The sequence below is a fragment of the Halomonas ventosae genome (genome assembly GCF_004363555.1).
Taxonomy (GTDB): domain Bacteria; phylum Pseudomonadota; class Gammaproteobacteria; order Pseudomonadales; family Halomonadaceae; genus Halomonas; species Halomonas ventosae.
This window is the reverse complement of sequence record NZ_SNZJ01000006.1, coordinates 142,505-156,433: the sequence shown is the minus strand read 5'-3', so window position 1 is coordinate 156,433 and position 13,929 is coordinate 142,505. Positions and strand designations below refer to the sequence as shown.

The 13,929-nt window shown below is 66.9% G+C and carries 15 protein-coding genes; 13 read left to right on the top strand and 2 right to left on the bottom strand.

The genetic code is table 11. The features are described from left to right. Positions 1-35 precede the first annotated feature (35 nt). Genes DFP85_RS07070 through DFP85_RS07060 form a run of 3 tightly spaced genes read left to right on the top strand, consistent with a single transcriptional unit; the run spans position 36 to position 2,526 of the window. Positions 36-803: an MlaA family lipoprotein gene (locus tag DFP85_RS07070; RefSeq protein WP_133635598.1), complete on the top strand. Its 768-nt coding sequence runs from the start codon at positions 36-38 to the stop codon at positions 801-803. 12 nt (positions 804-815) lie between these two features. Further along, positions 816-2,030 (top strand): PP2C family protein-serine/threonine phosphatase, encoded by a 1,215-nt coding sequence (locus DFP85_RS07065; RefSeq protein ID WP_133635597.1) that lies wholly within the window; start codon positions 816-818, stop codon positions 2,028-2,030. Next, positions 2,017-2,526 carry an STAS domain-containing protein gene (locus DFP85_RS07060; RefSeq protein ID WP_106230419.1) on the top strand — a complete coding sequence of 170 codons (510 nt, stop codon included), beginning with the start codon at positions 2,017-2,019 and terminating at the stop codon, positions 2,524-2,526. The genes DFP85_RS07065 and DFP85_RS07060 overlap by 14 nt, the downstream gene beginning before the upstream one ends. 21 nt (positions 2,527-2,547) lie before the next feature. Here DFP85_RS07060 and tal read toward each other — a convergent pair whose 3' ends face one another. Then, a complete protein-coding gene (gene tal, locus DFP85_RS07055) occupies positions 2,548-3,486 on the bottom strand; it encodes a transaldolase (RefSeq protein ID WP_133635596.1) in 939 nt (312 codons plus the stop codon). Positions 3,487-3,622: 136 nt separating this feature from the next. On the opposite strand from tal, the gene DFP85_RS07050 reads away from it, so the two are divergent. The 10 genes from DFP85_RS07050 to DFP85_RS07005 all read left to right on the top strand — a co-directional run bounded on the left by DFP85_RS07050 (position 3,623) and on the right by DFP85_RS07005 (position 13,635). Then, positions 3,623-4,807, top strand: coding sequence for a multidrug effflux MFS transporter (locus DFP85_RS07050; RefSeq protein WP_133635595.1), 1,185 nt, complete (start codon positions 3,623-3,625; stop codon positions 4,805-4,807). Continuing rightward, complete coding sequence (locus DFP85_RS07045) at positions 4,800-5,537, top strand: sulfite exporter TauE/SafE family protein (protein ID WP_133635594.1); 738 nt, start codon at positions 4,800-4,802, stop codon at positions 5,535-5,537. The genes DFP85_RS07050 and DFP85_RS07045 overlap by 8 nt, the downstream gene beginning before the upstream one ends. A 180-nt stretch (positions 5,538-5,717) precedes the next feature. Further along, positions 5,718-6,743, top strand: coding sequence for a substrate-binding domain-containing protein (locus tag DFP85_RS07040; protein ID WP_133635593.1), 1,026 nt, complete (start codon positions 5,718-5,720; stop codon positions 6,741-6,743). Between the two features lie 105 nt (positions 6,744-6,848). Continuing rightward, a complete protein-coding gene (gene pstC / locus DFP85_RS07035) occupies positions 6,849-8,105 on the top strand; it encodes a phosphate ABC transporter permease subunit PstC (RefSeq protein ID WP_133635592.1) in 1,257 nt (418 codons plus the stop codon). 18 nt (positions 8,106-8,123) lie between these two features. Continuing rightward, positions 8,124-9,290 carry a phosphate ABC transporter permease PstA gene (gene pstA, locus DFP85_RS07030; RefSeq protein WP_133635591.1) on the top strand — a complete coding sequence of 389 codons (1,167 nt, stop codon included), beginning with the start codon at positions 8,124-8,126 and terminating at the stop codon, positions 9,288-9,290. Between the two features lie 64 nt (positions 9,291-9,354). Next, the gene (gene pstB, locus DFP85_RS07025) at positions 9,355-10,194 is read left to right on the top strand and encodes a phosphate ABC transporter ATP-binding protein PstB (RefSeq protein ID WP_133635590.1); all 840 of its coding nucleotides are present in this window, start codon (positions 9,355-9,357) and stop codon (positions 10,192-10,194) included. A 127-nt stretch (positions 10,195-10,321) separates the two neighbouring features. Continuing rightward, positions 10,322-10,744 (top strand): arsenate reductase ArsC, encoded by a 423-nt coding sequence (locus DFP85_RS07020; protein ID WP_133635589.1) that lies wholly within the window; start codon positions 10,322-10,324, stop codon positions 10,742-10,744. 39 nt (positions 10,745-10,783) lie between these two features. Continuing rightward, complete coding sequence (locus tag DFP85_RS07015; protein WP_133635588.1) at positions 10,784-11,812, top strand: ArsJ-associated glyceraldehyde-3-phosphate dehydrogenase; 1,029 nt, start codon at positions 10,784-10,786, stop codon at positions 11,810-11,812. Then, positions 11,805-13,028 (top strand): organoarsenical effux MFS transporter ArsJ, encoded by a 1,224-nt coding sequence (gene arsJ, locus DFP85_RS07010; RefSeq protein WP_133635587.1) that lies wholly within the window; start codon positions 11,805-11,807, stop codon positions 13,026-13,028. Before DFP85_RS07015 ends, arsJ begins: the two co-directional genes overlap by 8 nt. A gap of 256 nt (positions 13,029-13,284) precedes the next feature. Further along, on the top strand, positions 13,285-13,635 hold the full coding sequence (locus tag DFP85_RS07005) for a metalloregulator ArsR/SmtB family transcription factor (protein ID WP_133635586.1): 351 nt from the start codon (positions 13,285-13,287) through the stop codon (positions 13,633-13,635). 17 nt (positions 13,636-13,652) lie between these two features. Here the strand turns inward: DFP85_RS07005 and DFP85_RS07000 are convergent, their stop codons facing one another. Further along, positions 13,653-13,886: a thioredoxin family protein gene (locus DFP85_RS07000; RefSeq protein WP_133635585.1), complete on the bottom strand. Its 234-nt coding sequence runs from the start codon at positions 13,884-13,886 to the stop codon at positions 13,653-13,655. Between the last annotated feature and the right edge of the window lie 43 nt (positions 13,887-13,929).

Sequence of the window (13,929 nt, the reverse complement as noted above, 5' to 3'; positions counted from 1 at the left end):
TCATGACAAGGAACCGCTGGGAGGCGAGCAAGCCAATGAGACAGGGGCTGACGAGATGGGTCGGGCGAGGAACACTGGCGCTGTTGCTGGTGGCCAGCGCGGGGTGCGCCACCAGCGGGGAGGTGCGGGAGCGCCACCCCGACGATCCCTGGGAGGGCTTCAACCGCAAGGTGTTCGCCTTCAATGACGTGGTCGACCGATACGCGCTCAAGCCCGCCGCCCGGGGCTACCGCTTCATCACCCCGGATCCGGTGGAGACCGGGGTGGGCAACGTCTTCTCCAACCTGGGCGAGCCGCGCACCGTCCTCAATAGCCTGCTGCAGGGCAAGGTGCGCAACGCCAGCATCGCCACGTCGCGCTTCCTGATCAATACCACGGCAGGAATCGGCGGGCTCTGGGACGTGGCCAGCCGCATGGAGATCACTGGCCAGGAGGAGGACTTCGGCCAGACTCTGGGCACCTGGGGATGGGAAGAGTCCCGCTACCTGGTGCTGCCGCTGCTGGGGCCGAGCACCCTGCGCGATACCGGCGGCCTGCCGGTGGACATGTACGCGTATCCGACCACCTACGTCGAGGATGACGAGGTGCGCATGGGCCTTACCGCCCTGAGGGTGATCGATTCCCGGGCCGGCCTGCTCGACCAGGAGGCGCTGATCCGTGGCGACCGCTACAGCTTCATCCGCGATACCTGGCTGCAGCAGCGCCGCTTCGAGGTCAACGATGGCGAGCAGGGCGAGGATCCCTTCGCCAGCGAGGAATTCGACTTCGATGATGCGGACTTCGATGATGCCTTCGCCGAATGAGGCCATGACAGCATGCCACCAGCCAAGCAACTGATCGGGGTGATCGACGTGCCGGGGCCGGAGCGTGATGCCCTGGCCGAGACCATCGCCCGTGACGGCCTGGCGGTGTATGCCGCCGACAGCATCGAGGGACTCCCGCCGGAAACCGCCCTCATCGTGGCCCATGCCCGGGCGGTGCCCAGCGGCGAGTGGACGCGGCTCGCCGAAGGCCTGCCGACCCTGGTGGTCAGCGACGAGCGCCAGGATGCCGACCTGCTGCGCGCGGTCGATGCCGGCCTGGTGGACTACATCGTCGATCCGCTGCGCCACGGCTCCCTGCTGCGGCGCATGATCGGCAAGGCCATCGAGGTGCATCGCCTGGCCGCGGAACGAGAGCACGACCGCGCCCGCCTGGCCCAGCTCAACGAGCACCTCGAGGAGCTCAACGAGAGCCTCGAGACCCACCTGGCGATGCTGCGCCTCGACCAGCAGGCCGGCGGGCAGATCCAGCGCAAGCTGCTGCCGCCGCGGCCGCAGACCCTGAATGACGTGACCTTCGACTACTGGCTGGCGCCCTCGCTCTACCTGTCCGGGGACTTCCTCGATTTCCAGGCCTTCAACGAGCGCTACAGCCTGTTCTACTTTGCCGATGTCTCGGGCCACGGGGCCTCCTCGGCCTTCGTCACCGTGCTGCTGAAGTACCTCTCCAATCACTGGCAGCACGAGTGGGACGGCGAGCATCCCGAGGCCCTGGCGCCGCGCTGGCTGGCGGCGCTCAATCGCGAACTGCTGGACGCCGGCATCGGCAAGCATGCGACCCTGCTCGTCGGGGTCATTGACCATCAACGTCGTTATCTCCACTATTCGCTGGGCGCGCAGCTCCCCATGCCCCTGCTGGTGGCCGATGGCAAGGTGACGCCGCTGCCCGGCGAAGGCATGCCGGTCGGCCTCTTCCCGGGGATCGACTACCCGATGCTGGGCTGTGAGCTGCCGGAGAACTTCCGGCTGTGGCTGTGTTCGGATGGGATACTGGAGTGTCTGCCGGGCGACACCCTCGATCTACGGCTCAGGGAACTCGAGCGACGGGTCCTGGCCAGCGAGACGCTGGAGGACCTACGTGGCAGCCTTGCACTGGGGGCATTGGCGGACGATGATGAAGGCGTCGCCGAGAGTGCCCCGGGACACGAGGAACTGCCAGACGACCTGACGATCATGATGGTGAGCGGATTTGGCAATGATAAACCATGAAGGTCGCATCAAGGCGGCGTTCGACTCCGGGGTCTTCGTCCTCAAGCTGTGCGGGGACGTGCGCCTGACGCTCTGTGCCACCCTGGACCGCCAGGCCCGGCAGCTGGCCGAGACGCCGGGCCTCGAGACGCTGATCATCGACCTGCGCGACACCACCAACGTGGATTCCACCGCCCTCGGGTTCCTCGCCAAGGTGGCGATGGCCGTGCAGGGGCGCGTCACCGAGCGACCGACCATTATCGCCGACAATCCCGATGTCCGGCGGATGCTCGACGTCATGGGCTTCTCGCGCATCTTCACCCTGGTGGAGACGCCGATCACCGAGACCTGTGAGCTCTGCGACCTTCCCGAGATTCCCACCGACGTCGAGGAAACCCGCCAGCGGGTCCTCGAGGCGCACCGCATCCTGATGCGCCTCAACGAGCATAATCGCGAGGAGTTCCAGCCGCTGGTCGAGATGCTCGAGGCCCAGGAAGCCGCCTCGCACGACCACTGACCGGGGCCCCGGCGGTCGCGGTCACTCCCTCCTCAGCTCTCCCAGCAGCGCCTCCAGCTTGCGCTGGTCGGCCATGAACTTGCGGATGCCCTCCGCCAGCTTCTCGGTGGCCATGGCATCCTCGTTCATTTCCCAGCGGAACTCGGCCTCGTCCTGGGGCTCGGGGGCTCGGGTCTCGGCATCCAGCGGCGTGAGCCGCCGCTCCAGGCCGCCGGTGGTGCCGGCCAGCTCTTCCAGCAGCTTGGGCGAGATGGTCAGCCGGTCGCAGCCGGCCAGGGCGACGATCTCCCCGGCATTGCGGAAGCTCGCCCCCATCACGATGGTGTCGTAGCCATGCCCCTTGAAGTGCTCGTAGATGCGCCTGACGGACTGCACCCCCGGGTCATGGTCGCCGCTGAAGTCGGCATCGGGGTCCTGTGCCTTGTGCCAGTCCAGTATCCGGCCGACGAAGGGCGAGACCAGGGTGACGCCGGCATCGGCGCAGGCCCGGGCCTGGGCGAAGCTGAACAGCAGGGTGAGGTTGGTGTGGATGCCTTCGCGCTCGAGGATCCGGGCGGCACGGATCCCCTCCCAGGTGGCGGCCACCTTGATCAGGATGCGCTCGGGACCGACGCCGTGACGCCCGTAGCGCTCGATCAGCGAGCGGGCCCGTGCCAGGGTGGCGTCGGTGTCGAAGGAGAGGCGGGCGCTGACCTCGGTGGAGACGTAGCCCGGGATCAGGGCGCTGACCTCGCTGCCGATCTCCACGGCCACCGCGTCCAGGGCATCGTCGATGTCGGTGGCATGGCGGGCGATCTCGGCCAGCCGCGCGCGGCGCGCCTGCTGCTGGGCCGCCTGCAGGATCAGTGACGGGTTGGTGGTGGCGTCGGTGGGCTCGAAGCGGCGAATCGCCTCGAGGTCGCCGGTGTCGGCGACCACGGTGGTCATGGTCTTGAGTTGTGAGAGCAGGTCGTCTGCCATGGCGGGATCCCTCCGGTTGTCGTGGCAGTCACTCTAGCAAGGCGAGGGGGGCGAATATAGACGGGCGAGGCCAGGGACCGGGGTTTCGGGTATCATTAGCCCTCTACCTTTTACCTCGTGCCGCCATGGAGGCGCCTTGACCCTGAACTCGCGACGCGTGGCGCTGCTGGTGGCCGCCAACACGGCCCTGGCGCCCTTCGCCATCGATGCCTACCTCCCGGCCATGTCGGCCATCGCCGGGCATATCGGTGCCAGCATCCATCACACGGAGCTCTCGCTCTCCACCTTCCTGGCCGGCTTCGCCCTGGGGCAGCTGGTGTTTGGCCCGGTGTCCGACCGGGTGGGGCGCAAGCCGGTGCTGCTGGGTGGCCTGGTGGTCTTCCTGCTGGCCAGCCTGGTGATCACCACGGTGGGCTCGCTTGGCGAGCTGCTGGCCTGGCGGTTCATCCAGGCGCTGGGCGGAGGTGCGACCGTGGTCAACTCGGCGGCCATCGTGCGCGACTGCTTCAAGGGCCGCGAGGCCGCCAAGGTGATGTCGACCATGGCCATCATCATGCTGATGGCGCCGCTGGTGGCGCCGGTGGTGGGCAGCGGGCTGCTCTACCTCGCCGACTGGTGGCTGATCTTCGTCTTCCTGGCCGGCTATGCCGGCTTCCTGATGTGGCTGCTGGGTACCCGGCTGCCCGAGACGCGTCCCCCCGGCCGGTCGGCGGCAACGCCGGCGAAGGTGCTGGCCAACTACGCCAGCGTGCTTGGCGATCGCCGGGCCATGGGCTTCATCGCCGCCGCCTCCATGTCCTTCGCCGGGCTGTTCGCCTTCGTCACTGCCTCGCCGTTCCTCTACCTCGAGCACTTTGCCCTGACGCCATCCCTTTATCCGCTGGTGTTCGGCGTCAACGTGGTGGCCATGGTCGCCTCCAACCGCCTCAATATCCGCCTGCTGAGGTGGCGCAGCCCCCTGCAGAACCTGCGCCTGGGGCTGGGTATCCAGCTCGCCGCCGCCATGGGGCTGGCGCTGGTGGTGATCACCGGGCAGGAGTCGCTTGCCACCATGGTGCCGCTGATCATGCTGTTCGCCGGCACCATCGGCCTGATCGCCCCTAACGCCATCACCTCGCTGCTCGACCGCTTCCACCACATGAGCGCCACCGCCGCCGCCCTGCAGGGCAGCCTGCAGTTCTCCAGCGGCGCCCTGGCCGGCGTGCTGGTGGGCGCCTTCGAGGTGGACAGCGCCTGGCCGATGGTGGGCACCATGCTCGGCGCCTCGCTCGCGGCCAACGTCGGCATTCGCGTGCTGGCGGGGCGGGAAGCGAATGATTGAGCCGTCGTGGGTGAGCTGGCTCGACATGGCGCTCTCCACCTGGCTGGGCTGTGCCCTGGTGCTGGCGCTGGGGGCTTTCGTTCAGCGTGCCACCGGCTTCGGCCTGGCGGTGGTGGGGGCGCCGCTGCTGTTGATGCTGGAGCCGCGTCTGGTGCCGGTGGTGCTGGTGCTGTTCGGCTTCACCGTCTCGCTGCTGACCCTGCGCCACTATCGCAGCGAGGTGCGTCTGAGCGAGATCGGCATGGCCCTGGCCGGCCGCCTGCCCGGTAACGCCCTGGGCGCCTGGCTGCTGCTCGCCGCGCCCATGGTCGTGCTCGAGAAGCTGATTGCCGGTAGCGTGCTGTTCGCGGTGGCCGTGACCCTCTTCCGGCTGCGGCTGCCGGTCAATCGCGCCACCCTGTTCTCGGCCGGCATCTTCTCCGGCATCTTCGGCACCGTGGCCGCCATTGGCGGGCCGCCCCTGGTGCTGCTGATGCATGGGTTCTCCCCCGACCGCCTGCGCGGCAACCTGGCGGCCTTCTTCATTGTCACCTCCTTGCTGACCCTCGCCACCCTGGCGCTGGTCGGCCGGATAGGCGCCTGGCACCTGGGCATGGCAGCGAGCTTCGCGCCGGCGGTGCTGGCCGGCACCTGGCTGGCCAACCGCATCGCCCACCGTCTCGATCGTCGCCTGCTGCAGGGCGCGTCACTTTCGCTATGTACCCTGGCGGCGCTGGGGCTGCTGCTCTGAACGGGGCCTTGTCGCGACAGTAACAGGACGATGTCACGCCGCTGTCATCTCCCTGGGGCAGGGTGTGCGGCGTAGCGGGCGCATCCTGCTTCCGGTCGGCACTGTCATGAAGCTGTCATCTGACTGGGGCAAGGTGTCTCCCGTGAAGGTTGCACACTGTCCTCATCAGGAGATCGCTCCATGAATCGCATCCTCAAGAGCCGCGTTTTCAAGACCACGGCTATCGCCGCCGCCGTCATGGGGGTGGCCACCGTGGCCCACGCTCGCGACCAGATCCGCATCGTCGGCTCCAGCACCGTCTACCCGTTCGCCAGCTACGTGACCGAGGAGTTCGGTGCGGTGACCGAGTATCCGACGCCGGTCATCGAGTCCACCGGTTCCGGCGGCGGCCTGCGCCTGTTCTGCAACGGCGTGGGCGAGGATACCCCGGACATCACCAACGCCTCGCGTCGCATCAAGGTCTCAGAGCTGGAGCGCTGCATCGAGAACGGCGTGACCGACGTCACCGAGGTCAAGATCGGTTCCGACGGCATCGTCTTCGCCCAGTCCAGCACCAACGAGGCGATCGAGCTGACCCTCGAGCAGTTGTTCCTGGCCGTGGCCGCCAAGGTGCCGGTGGACGGTGAACTGGTCGATAACCCCTACACCAACTGGAGCGATATCGACGCCTCCTTGCCGGATCGTGAGATCTCCATCTACGGCCCGCCCAGCACCTCCGGGACCCGCGACGCCTTCGAGGAGCTTGCCATGGAGGTCCCGTCGGAGGAGATGGAGGCCTACGGTGGCGAGGCCTACACGGACATTCGTTCCGACGGCGTCTACATCGATGCCGGCGAGAACGACAACCTGATCGTCCAGCGCCTGAGTGAGGACACCGATGCCTTCGGCATCTTCGGCTACTCTTTCCTCGAAGAGAATCCCGACGCCCTGATCGGCACGACCATCGACGGCGTGGCGCCGGAGCCCGAGGCGATCAGCGCCGGCGACTACCCGATCGCCCGCTCGCTGTGGTTCTACGTCAAGAATCAGCATGCCGAGGCCGTGCCGCCGCTCTACGACTATGTCGACATGTTCGTCTCCGAGACCATGGTCGGCGAGGGGGGCTACCTGGGTGACCTGGGCCTGATCCCGCTGCCGGAAGCCGAGCGTGAGCAGACCCGCCAGAAGGTCGCCGATCGCGCCAAGCTGCAGGTGTCTGACCTGTAAGGCAACGCGCAGGCAGGGACGCCTGATCCGGCCGGCAGCCCACGGCTGCCGGCCGTCGCACGTTCCGGCAGGCACGCTGCCGTCGTTATCCACCGAGAGAGACCTATGCAGACCAACCAACTCCTCGCCATGTTCAGCGGCGTCCTGCTGCTGCTGGGTCTGATAGCCTTCTTCCTGGGTCGTGCCAAGGCCGCGCGGGTGCGCGCCACCGGCACGGCCATGTACGCCCAGCCCGACCAGTACGCCTGGTTCGCCGTGCTGGCCACCGCCGGCCCGGCGATCACCGTGGGCGCCATCGGGGCCTTGCTGATGCTGCTGCTGGGCGCCGATATCCCCACCCTCTACCTGCTGGCCGGCAGCCTGGTCGTGGCCGCCATCGGCCTGCTGGTGGGGATGACTCAGGTGAAGCCCGACTTCCATGCCCGTCAGGCCATCGAGCGGGTGATTCGCTGGGTGCTGGTCGCCGCGGCGCTGATCTCGATCTTCACCACCTTCGGCATCCTCTTCTCCATCGTCTTCGAGGCGCTGCGCTTCTTCCAGATGCACAGCTTCTGGGATTTCATCACCGGGACCGTCTGGAACCCCGGCGCCAGCTTCCTGGCCGCCGCGGGGCGCGGCGACGAGGCCGGCAGTGCCGCCCAGTTCGGCTCGGTGCCGCTGTTCGCCGGCACCTTCATGATCACCGCCATCGCCATGCTGGTGGCCATCCCCGTGGGCCTGCTTTCGGCCATCTACATGGCGGAGTTCGCCCCCCAGCGGGTACGCACCCTGGCCAAGCCCACCCTCGAGGTGCTGGCCGGCATTCCTACCGTGGTCTATGGCTTCTTCGCCGCCATCACGGTGGCGCCGATCATCGTCGACGTGGCCGGCTTCTTCGGCCTTGATGCCTCCTTCAACAATGCCGTGGCGCCCGGGGTGGTGATGGGCATCATGATCATCCCCTTCATCTCCTCGCTCTCCGACGACGTGATCAATGCGGTACCGGACAGCATGCGTCAGGGCTCCCTGGCGCTGGGCATGACCAAGGGCGAGACCATCCGTGACGTGGTCATTCCCGCGGCCCTGCCGGGCATCATCTCCGCCTCGCTGCTGGCGGTGTCGCGGGCGCTGGGCGAGACCATGATCGTGGTGATGGCGGCGGGCATGCGGCCCAACCTCACCGCCAACCCGCTGGAGGACATGACCACGGTGACGGTGCGCATCGTCGCGGCGCTGACCGGCGATCTGGAGTTCGAGAGTGCCGAGACCCTCTCCGCCTTCGCCCTGGGCCTGGTGCTGTTCGCCGTCACCCTCAGCCTGAACCTGGTGTCGGTGCTCATGATCCGCCGCTTCCGCGAGAAGTATCGCGTCAACAACCTGTAACGCCGAGGAATCGCCGACATGAGTCAATCCTTCGACGACATCAGCGCCCAGTTGCGCCGCCGCCATCGTCAGTCCTCTCGGCTGAAGTGGATCTCCATGGGCGCCCTGGGGCTCGCCGGCCTGTTCCTGGTGCTGTTCTTCGCCGACATGCTCTCCAAGGGCCTGCCGGCCTTCCAGCAGGCGCAGGTCCAGGTGGAGATCGACTATAACGAGGACGCCCAACGCATGGGGCGTGCCGCCCTGGACCCCGAAGTGTCGCGCCTGGTGAGCCGTACCTTCGAGCGCCTGATCCCGGTGCGGATGCGCGACAATCCCGAGCTGCTGGGCACCAGCGAGACCCGCTGGGTGCTCGCCGACAGCGAGGTGGACCAGTACCTCAAGGGGCATCGTCACAAGCTCAGCGAATCCCAGCAGGCCACCGTCGATGCCCTGGTGGAACAGGGCAGGGCGGCGCTCAAGTTCAACACCACCTTCTTCAGCAGCGGCGACTCCAAGATGCCCGAGGCCTCGGGCATCCTCGCCGCCGCGGTGGGCACGGTGATGACCATGCTGGTGACGCTGGCCATCGCCTTCCCCATCGGCGTGATGACGGCGATCTACCTGGAGGAGTTCGCCCCGGACAACCGCCTGACCCAGATCATCGAGATCAACATCAACAATCTGGCGGCGATCCCCTCGATCCTGTTCGGCCTGCTGGGGCTGGCGATCTTCATCAACTTCTTCGGGGTGCCGCGCTCCTCGCCGCTGGTGGGGGGCATGACCCTGGCGCTGATGACCCTGCCGGTGATCATCATCGCCACCCGCACGGCGCTGCGCAGCGTGCCGGACTCGATCCGCCACGCCGCCTTCGGGGTCGGCTGTTCGCGCTGGCAGGTGGTGCGTGACCACGTGCTGCCGCTGGCCATGCCAGGCATCATGACCGGCTCGATCATCGGGCTGGCCCAGGCCATGGGCGAGACCGCACCGCTGATCATCGTCGGCATGGTGGCCTTCATCCCCGACGTGGGCGCCTCCTTCACCCAGGCCGCCACCGTGCTGCCGGCACAGGTCTTCACCTGGGCGGGTGAGCCGGAGCAGGCCTTCGTCGAGAAGACCGCCGGGGGGATCCTGGTGCTGCTGGCGATCCTGATCTTCCTCAACGCCACCGCCGTCATCCTGCGCAAGAAGTTCGAGCGCCGCTGGTAGGCCACGCTACGTTACAGGGTATCCACAGATGAACATTCACGTTGCCGAGCGGAGTACCGCGCCCATGTCAGGTCACGAAAGGTCACGTCACGAAAGCGTCCGTCCCGAACCCGGCCAGCCGGTGACCCGCAATACCGACGCCCACCACGAGCTGAGCATTCGCGTCCGCGACCTCAACCTCTGGTACGGCCAGAGCCAGGCGTTGAAGAACATCAACATCGATGTCTACCAGAAGAACATCACGGCCCTCATCGGGCCCTCGGGCTGCGGCAAGTCCACCTTCCTGCGCTGCCTGAATCGCATGAACGACCTGATCCCCAGCGTGCGCCTCGAGGGGCTGGTGGAGATGGATGGCCGCGATGTGAACGCCGCCAAGATGGACGAGGTGGCCCTGCGCCGCCGGGTGGGCATGGTCTTCCAGAAGCCCAACCCCTTCCCCAAGTCGATCTACGACAATGTCGTCTATGCGCCGCGCATGCACGACCTGGTGAGCCGCAAGCCGGAGCAGGACGAACTGGTGGAGAAGGCGTTGCGCGACGCCGGCCTGTGGGAGGAGGTCAAGGACAAGCTGCACCAGCCGGGCACCTCGCTCTCCGGTGGCCAGCAGCAGCGCCTGTGCATCGCTCGCGCCATCGCCGTGCAGCCCGACGTGATCCTGATGGACGAGCCCACCTCGGCACTCGACCCGATCTCCACGGCGACCATCGAGGACCTGATGGACAAGCTCAAGCAGCAGTTCACCATCATCACCGTGACCCACAACATGCAGCAGGCGGCGCGGGTGGCCGACTACACGGCCTTCTTCCACCTCGGCGAGATCATCGAGTACAACGACACCCGGACGATGTTCGCCAACCCGGCCACCAAGAAGGCCGAGGATTACATCACCGGCCGTTACGGCTGAGCGCCATCCTGGCTGGCATCGAGAAACGGGGAGGCTTCGGCCTCCCCGTCGTCGTGAAGGGCTGTCACATGATTGACATCCAACGGCGTTATATATGACATTCCATATATATTCGGGAGCCACTCTCATGGCCAATCAGCGCGTGCTTTTCCTCTGCAATGCCAATTCCGCCCGCTCACTGATGGGCGAGGCGCTGCTGCGCCATCTGGCAGGCGACAAGTTCGAGGCCTACAGCGCCGGCAGTGAACCGGATGAACCCCATGCGATGACCCTGGCGGCGCTGGAGAAGCAGGGCATTTCCACCGAGGGACTGGCCAGCAAGTCGCTGGATGATTTCGCCGGCGAACATTTCAATGCCGTCATCGTGCTGTGCGACAAGGCCCAGCAGGCATGCCGCGACTGGCAGGGAGGGAGCGACGAGCACCTCTACTGGGACATTCGCGACCCGCGCCTGATCGGGCGTACCGACGCCTATGAACAGGCCCTCAACGAGATTCGCCACCGCCTCTCGCTATGGCTGCAGATCAAGGCCCGGGACGCCGAGGCCTGAGGGCACATCCCGGCGTTCATTCTTCATCAGGAGAGCAACATGACCCTTCGTGTCGGCATCAATGGCTTCGGGCGCATCGGCCGCCTGGTGCTGCGTAGCCTCTGGCCCCGCGTCTCGGCGGGCGAGGTCGAACTTTTGCGCATCAATGACCCGGGCGGCGATGCCGCGACCTTCGCCCACCTGCTGGAGTTCGACTCGGTACACGGCCATTGGAGCCCGGGGCAGGGGATCCACGCCGATGGTGACGCCATCCTGATTGACGGCCACCGCATCGCCTTCAGCACGCACAAGGCGGTGGACGAGGGCGACTGGTCCGCCTGTCGGGTGGCCATCGAGTGCTCCGGCAAGATAAAGACCACGGGGGCGCTTCAGGCCTATCTCGACCAGGGCGTCGAGCGGGTGGTGGTCAGCGCGCCGGTGAAGGAGGAGGGCGTGCTCAACGTGGTAGTGGGGGTCAACGACGACAAGTACGACCCCGAGGTCCATCGCATCGTCACCGCGGCGAGCTGTACCACCAACTGCCTGGCACCGGTGGTCAAGGTGATCCACGAGACTTACGGCATTCGCCACGGCTCGATGACCACGGTGCACGATATCACCAACACCCAGGTCATCCTCGACGCCCCGAGCTCTCCACAGAAGCCGGATCTCCGTCGTTCACGGGCCTGCGGCATGAGCCTGATTCCCACTACCACCGGCTCCGCCAAGTCAATCACCGTCATCTTCCCGGAACTCGAGGGCAAGCTGAACGGGCATGCCATCCGCGTGCCGCTGGCCAACGCCTCGCTCACCGACATGGTCTTCGAGCTGGAAAGCGAGGTGACGGTGGAGGAGGTCAATGCGGCGCTCAAGGCCGCCGCCGAGGGCGAGCTCGCCGGCATCCTGGGCTATGAGGAGCGCCCGTTGGTCTCCATCGACTACCGCACCGACCCGCGCAGCTCGATCATCGATGCGCCCTCGACCATGGTGGTCAACGGCACCCAGCTCAAGCTCTACGCCTGGTACGACAACGAGTGGGGCTATGCCAACCGCACCGCCGAGCTGGCCCTGAAGGTGGGGAATGGCTGAGAGCTTGGCAAGCCGTCTGAAGGCGCTGCCCTTCGAGGTCCGCCAGTACCTGCTGATCACCGGCAACTACTGGGCCTTCACCCTCACCGACGGCGCCCTGCGCATGCTGGTGGTTCTCTATTTCCACCAGCTGGGCTACTCCCCCCTCGAGGTGGCGCTGCTGTTCCTCTTCTACGAGGCCTTCGGGGTGGTCACCAATCTGGTGGGGGGCTGGCTGGGGGCCCGGCTGGGGCTCAACCGCACCATGAACGTGGGGCTCGGGTTGCAGATCGTGGCGTTGGCCATGCTGATGGTGCCCTCGGCGGCGCTGACCGTGCCCTGGGTGATGGCGGCCCAGGCGCTCTCGGGGATCGCCAAGGACCTCAACAAGATGAGCGCCAAGAGCGCGGTCAAGGTGCTGGTGCCCAGGGACAGCCCCAGCGCCGGCTCCGCGCTCTACCGTTGGGTGGCGATCCTCACCGGCTCCAAGAACGCGCTCAAGGGGGCCGGCTTCTTCCTTGGCGGGCTGCTGCTGACGCTGGTCGGCTTCCAGGGGGCGGTGGGCCTGATGGCGCTGATGCTGGTTGGCGTGCTCGCCCTGTCGCTGGTCCGGCTCAAGGCCGACCTGGGACGCCAGAAGCGCAAGCCGAAGTTCACCGAGGTGTTTTCCAAGTCGCGCGCCATCAACGTGCTCTCGGCGGCGCGGCTGTGCCTGTTCGCCTCCCGGGACGTCTGGTTCGTGGTGGCGCTGCCGGTGTTCCTCTATGACCAGCATGGCTGGAGCCACTGGACGGTAGGCGGCCTGCTGGCCATCTGGGTGATCGGCTACGGCGGCGTGCAGACCCAGGCGCCGCGCCTCACCGGCCTGATCAAGGGCGGGGCACGAGGCATTACCGCCTTCTGGGCCCTGATGCTGGCCGGACTGCCGGCACTGCTGGCGCTGCTGCCGCTGGCCGAGGTGGGGTGGCTGGTGGTGGGGCTTCTCGCCTTCGGCGTGCTGTTCGCCATCAACTCCAGCTGGCACAGCTACCTGATCGTCCACTACGCCCGCGCCGACGGCGTCTCCATGGACGTGGGCTTCTACTACATGGCCAACGCCATGGGGCGCCTGCTGGGGACCCTGCTCTCCGGCTGGGTCTACCAGGTCCACGGCCTTGCCGCCTGCCTGTGGATCTCCTCCGCCCTGGTGGCCGCCAGTGCGCTGATGGCCCTGGCCCTGCCGCGGGATGCCCGGTAGGACTTTGGCAATTAGACATGTTGCGCTAGCGAAAGGCGCCGGGGACAGGTCGTAGAGGGGGTCCTATGCCATGGACGGCATCGGTAGCGCCCAGGGAGGGGTTCACAGCGCCCCCTCGGCGGTCCGGCGCTCCGGGGCCTGTCGCCGGGAAAGCCTTGAGCAGAGTTGCGACTCGCCGTTTCCCTTGGCCGCACGGACCTGAACATCGCCTCGGCCGTGGCGTAGAATGGCCGAGACCCTCGATAAGGAATCCCCGATGTCACTGGACCCGCTGCGCCTGTTCAAGTGCCTTAGCGACGAGACGCGCCTGCTGCTGACCCTGCTGATCCTGCGCGAGGGGGAGCTGTGTGTCTGCGAGATGACCCACGCCCTGGAGGCCTCCCAGCCCAAGGTCTCGCGCCATCTCGCCCAGCTTCGCAACTGCGGGCTGCTCAACGATCGGCGCGAGGGCCAGTGGGTCTACTACGGCCTGGCGCCGGCGCTGCCCGAGTGGGCCATGGCGGCCCTGGAAGCCGCGGCTGAGGGGCAGTCGGCCAGCCTCGCCACGCTGCAGGCGCGCCTGGCGGGCATGGGCAACCGCCCGGAGCGTCGCGCCGCGCTTTGTTGATCAGGGCTCGAGGCTGATCAGGGCTCGAGCAGCGCCTGGATCTCCTCGGCGCTGGCCACCTTGCCTTCGATCACCACCTCGTCGTCGACCCCGAGTGCCGGGGTGCGCATCACCCCCTTGTCGATGATGGCGTTCATGTCGGTGACCTTCTCGATCTCGACCGTGAGGCCCAGCGCCTCGGCGGCCTCGCGGGCGTTGGCGGTGAGCTGGTCGCACTTCCTGCAGCCCTTGCCGTAGATGCTCAGTTTCATGGTGCGCTCCTCTTGGAAGGGTCGTGTTCCGGAATGACGTGAG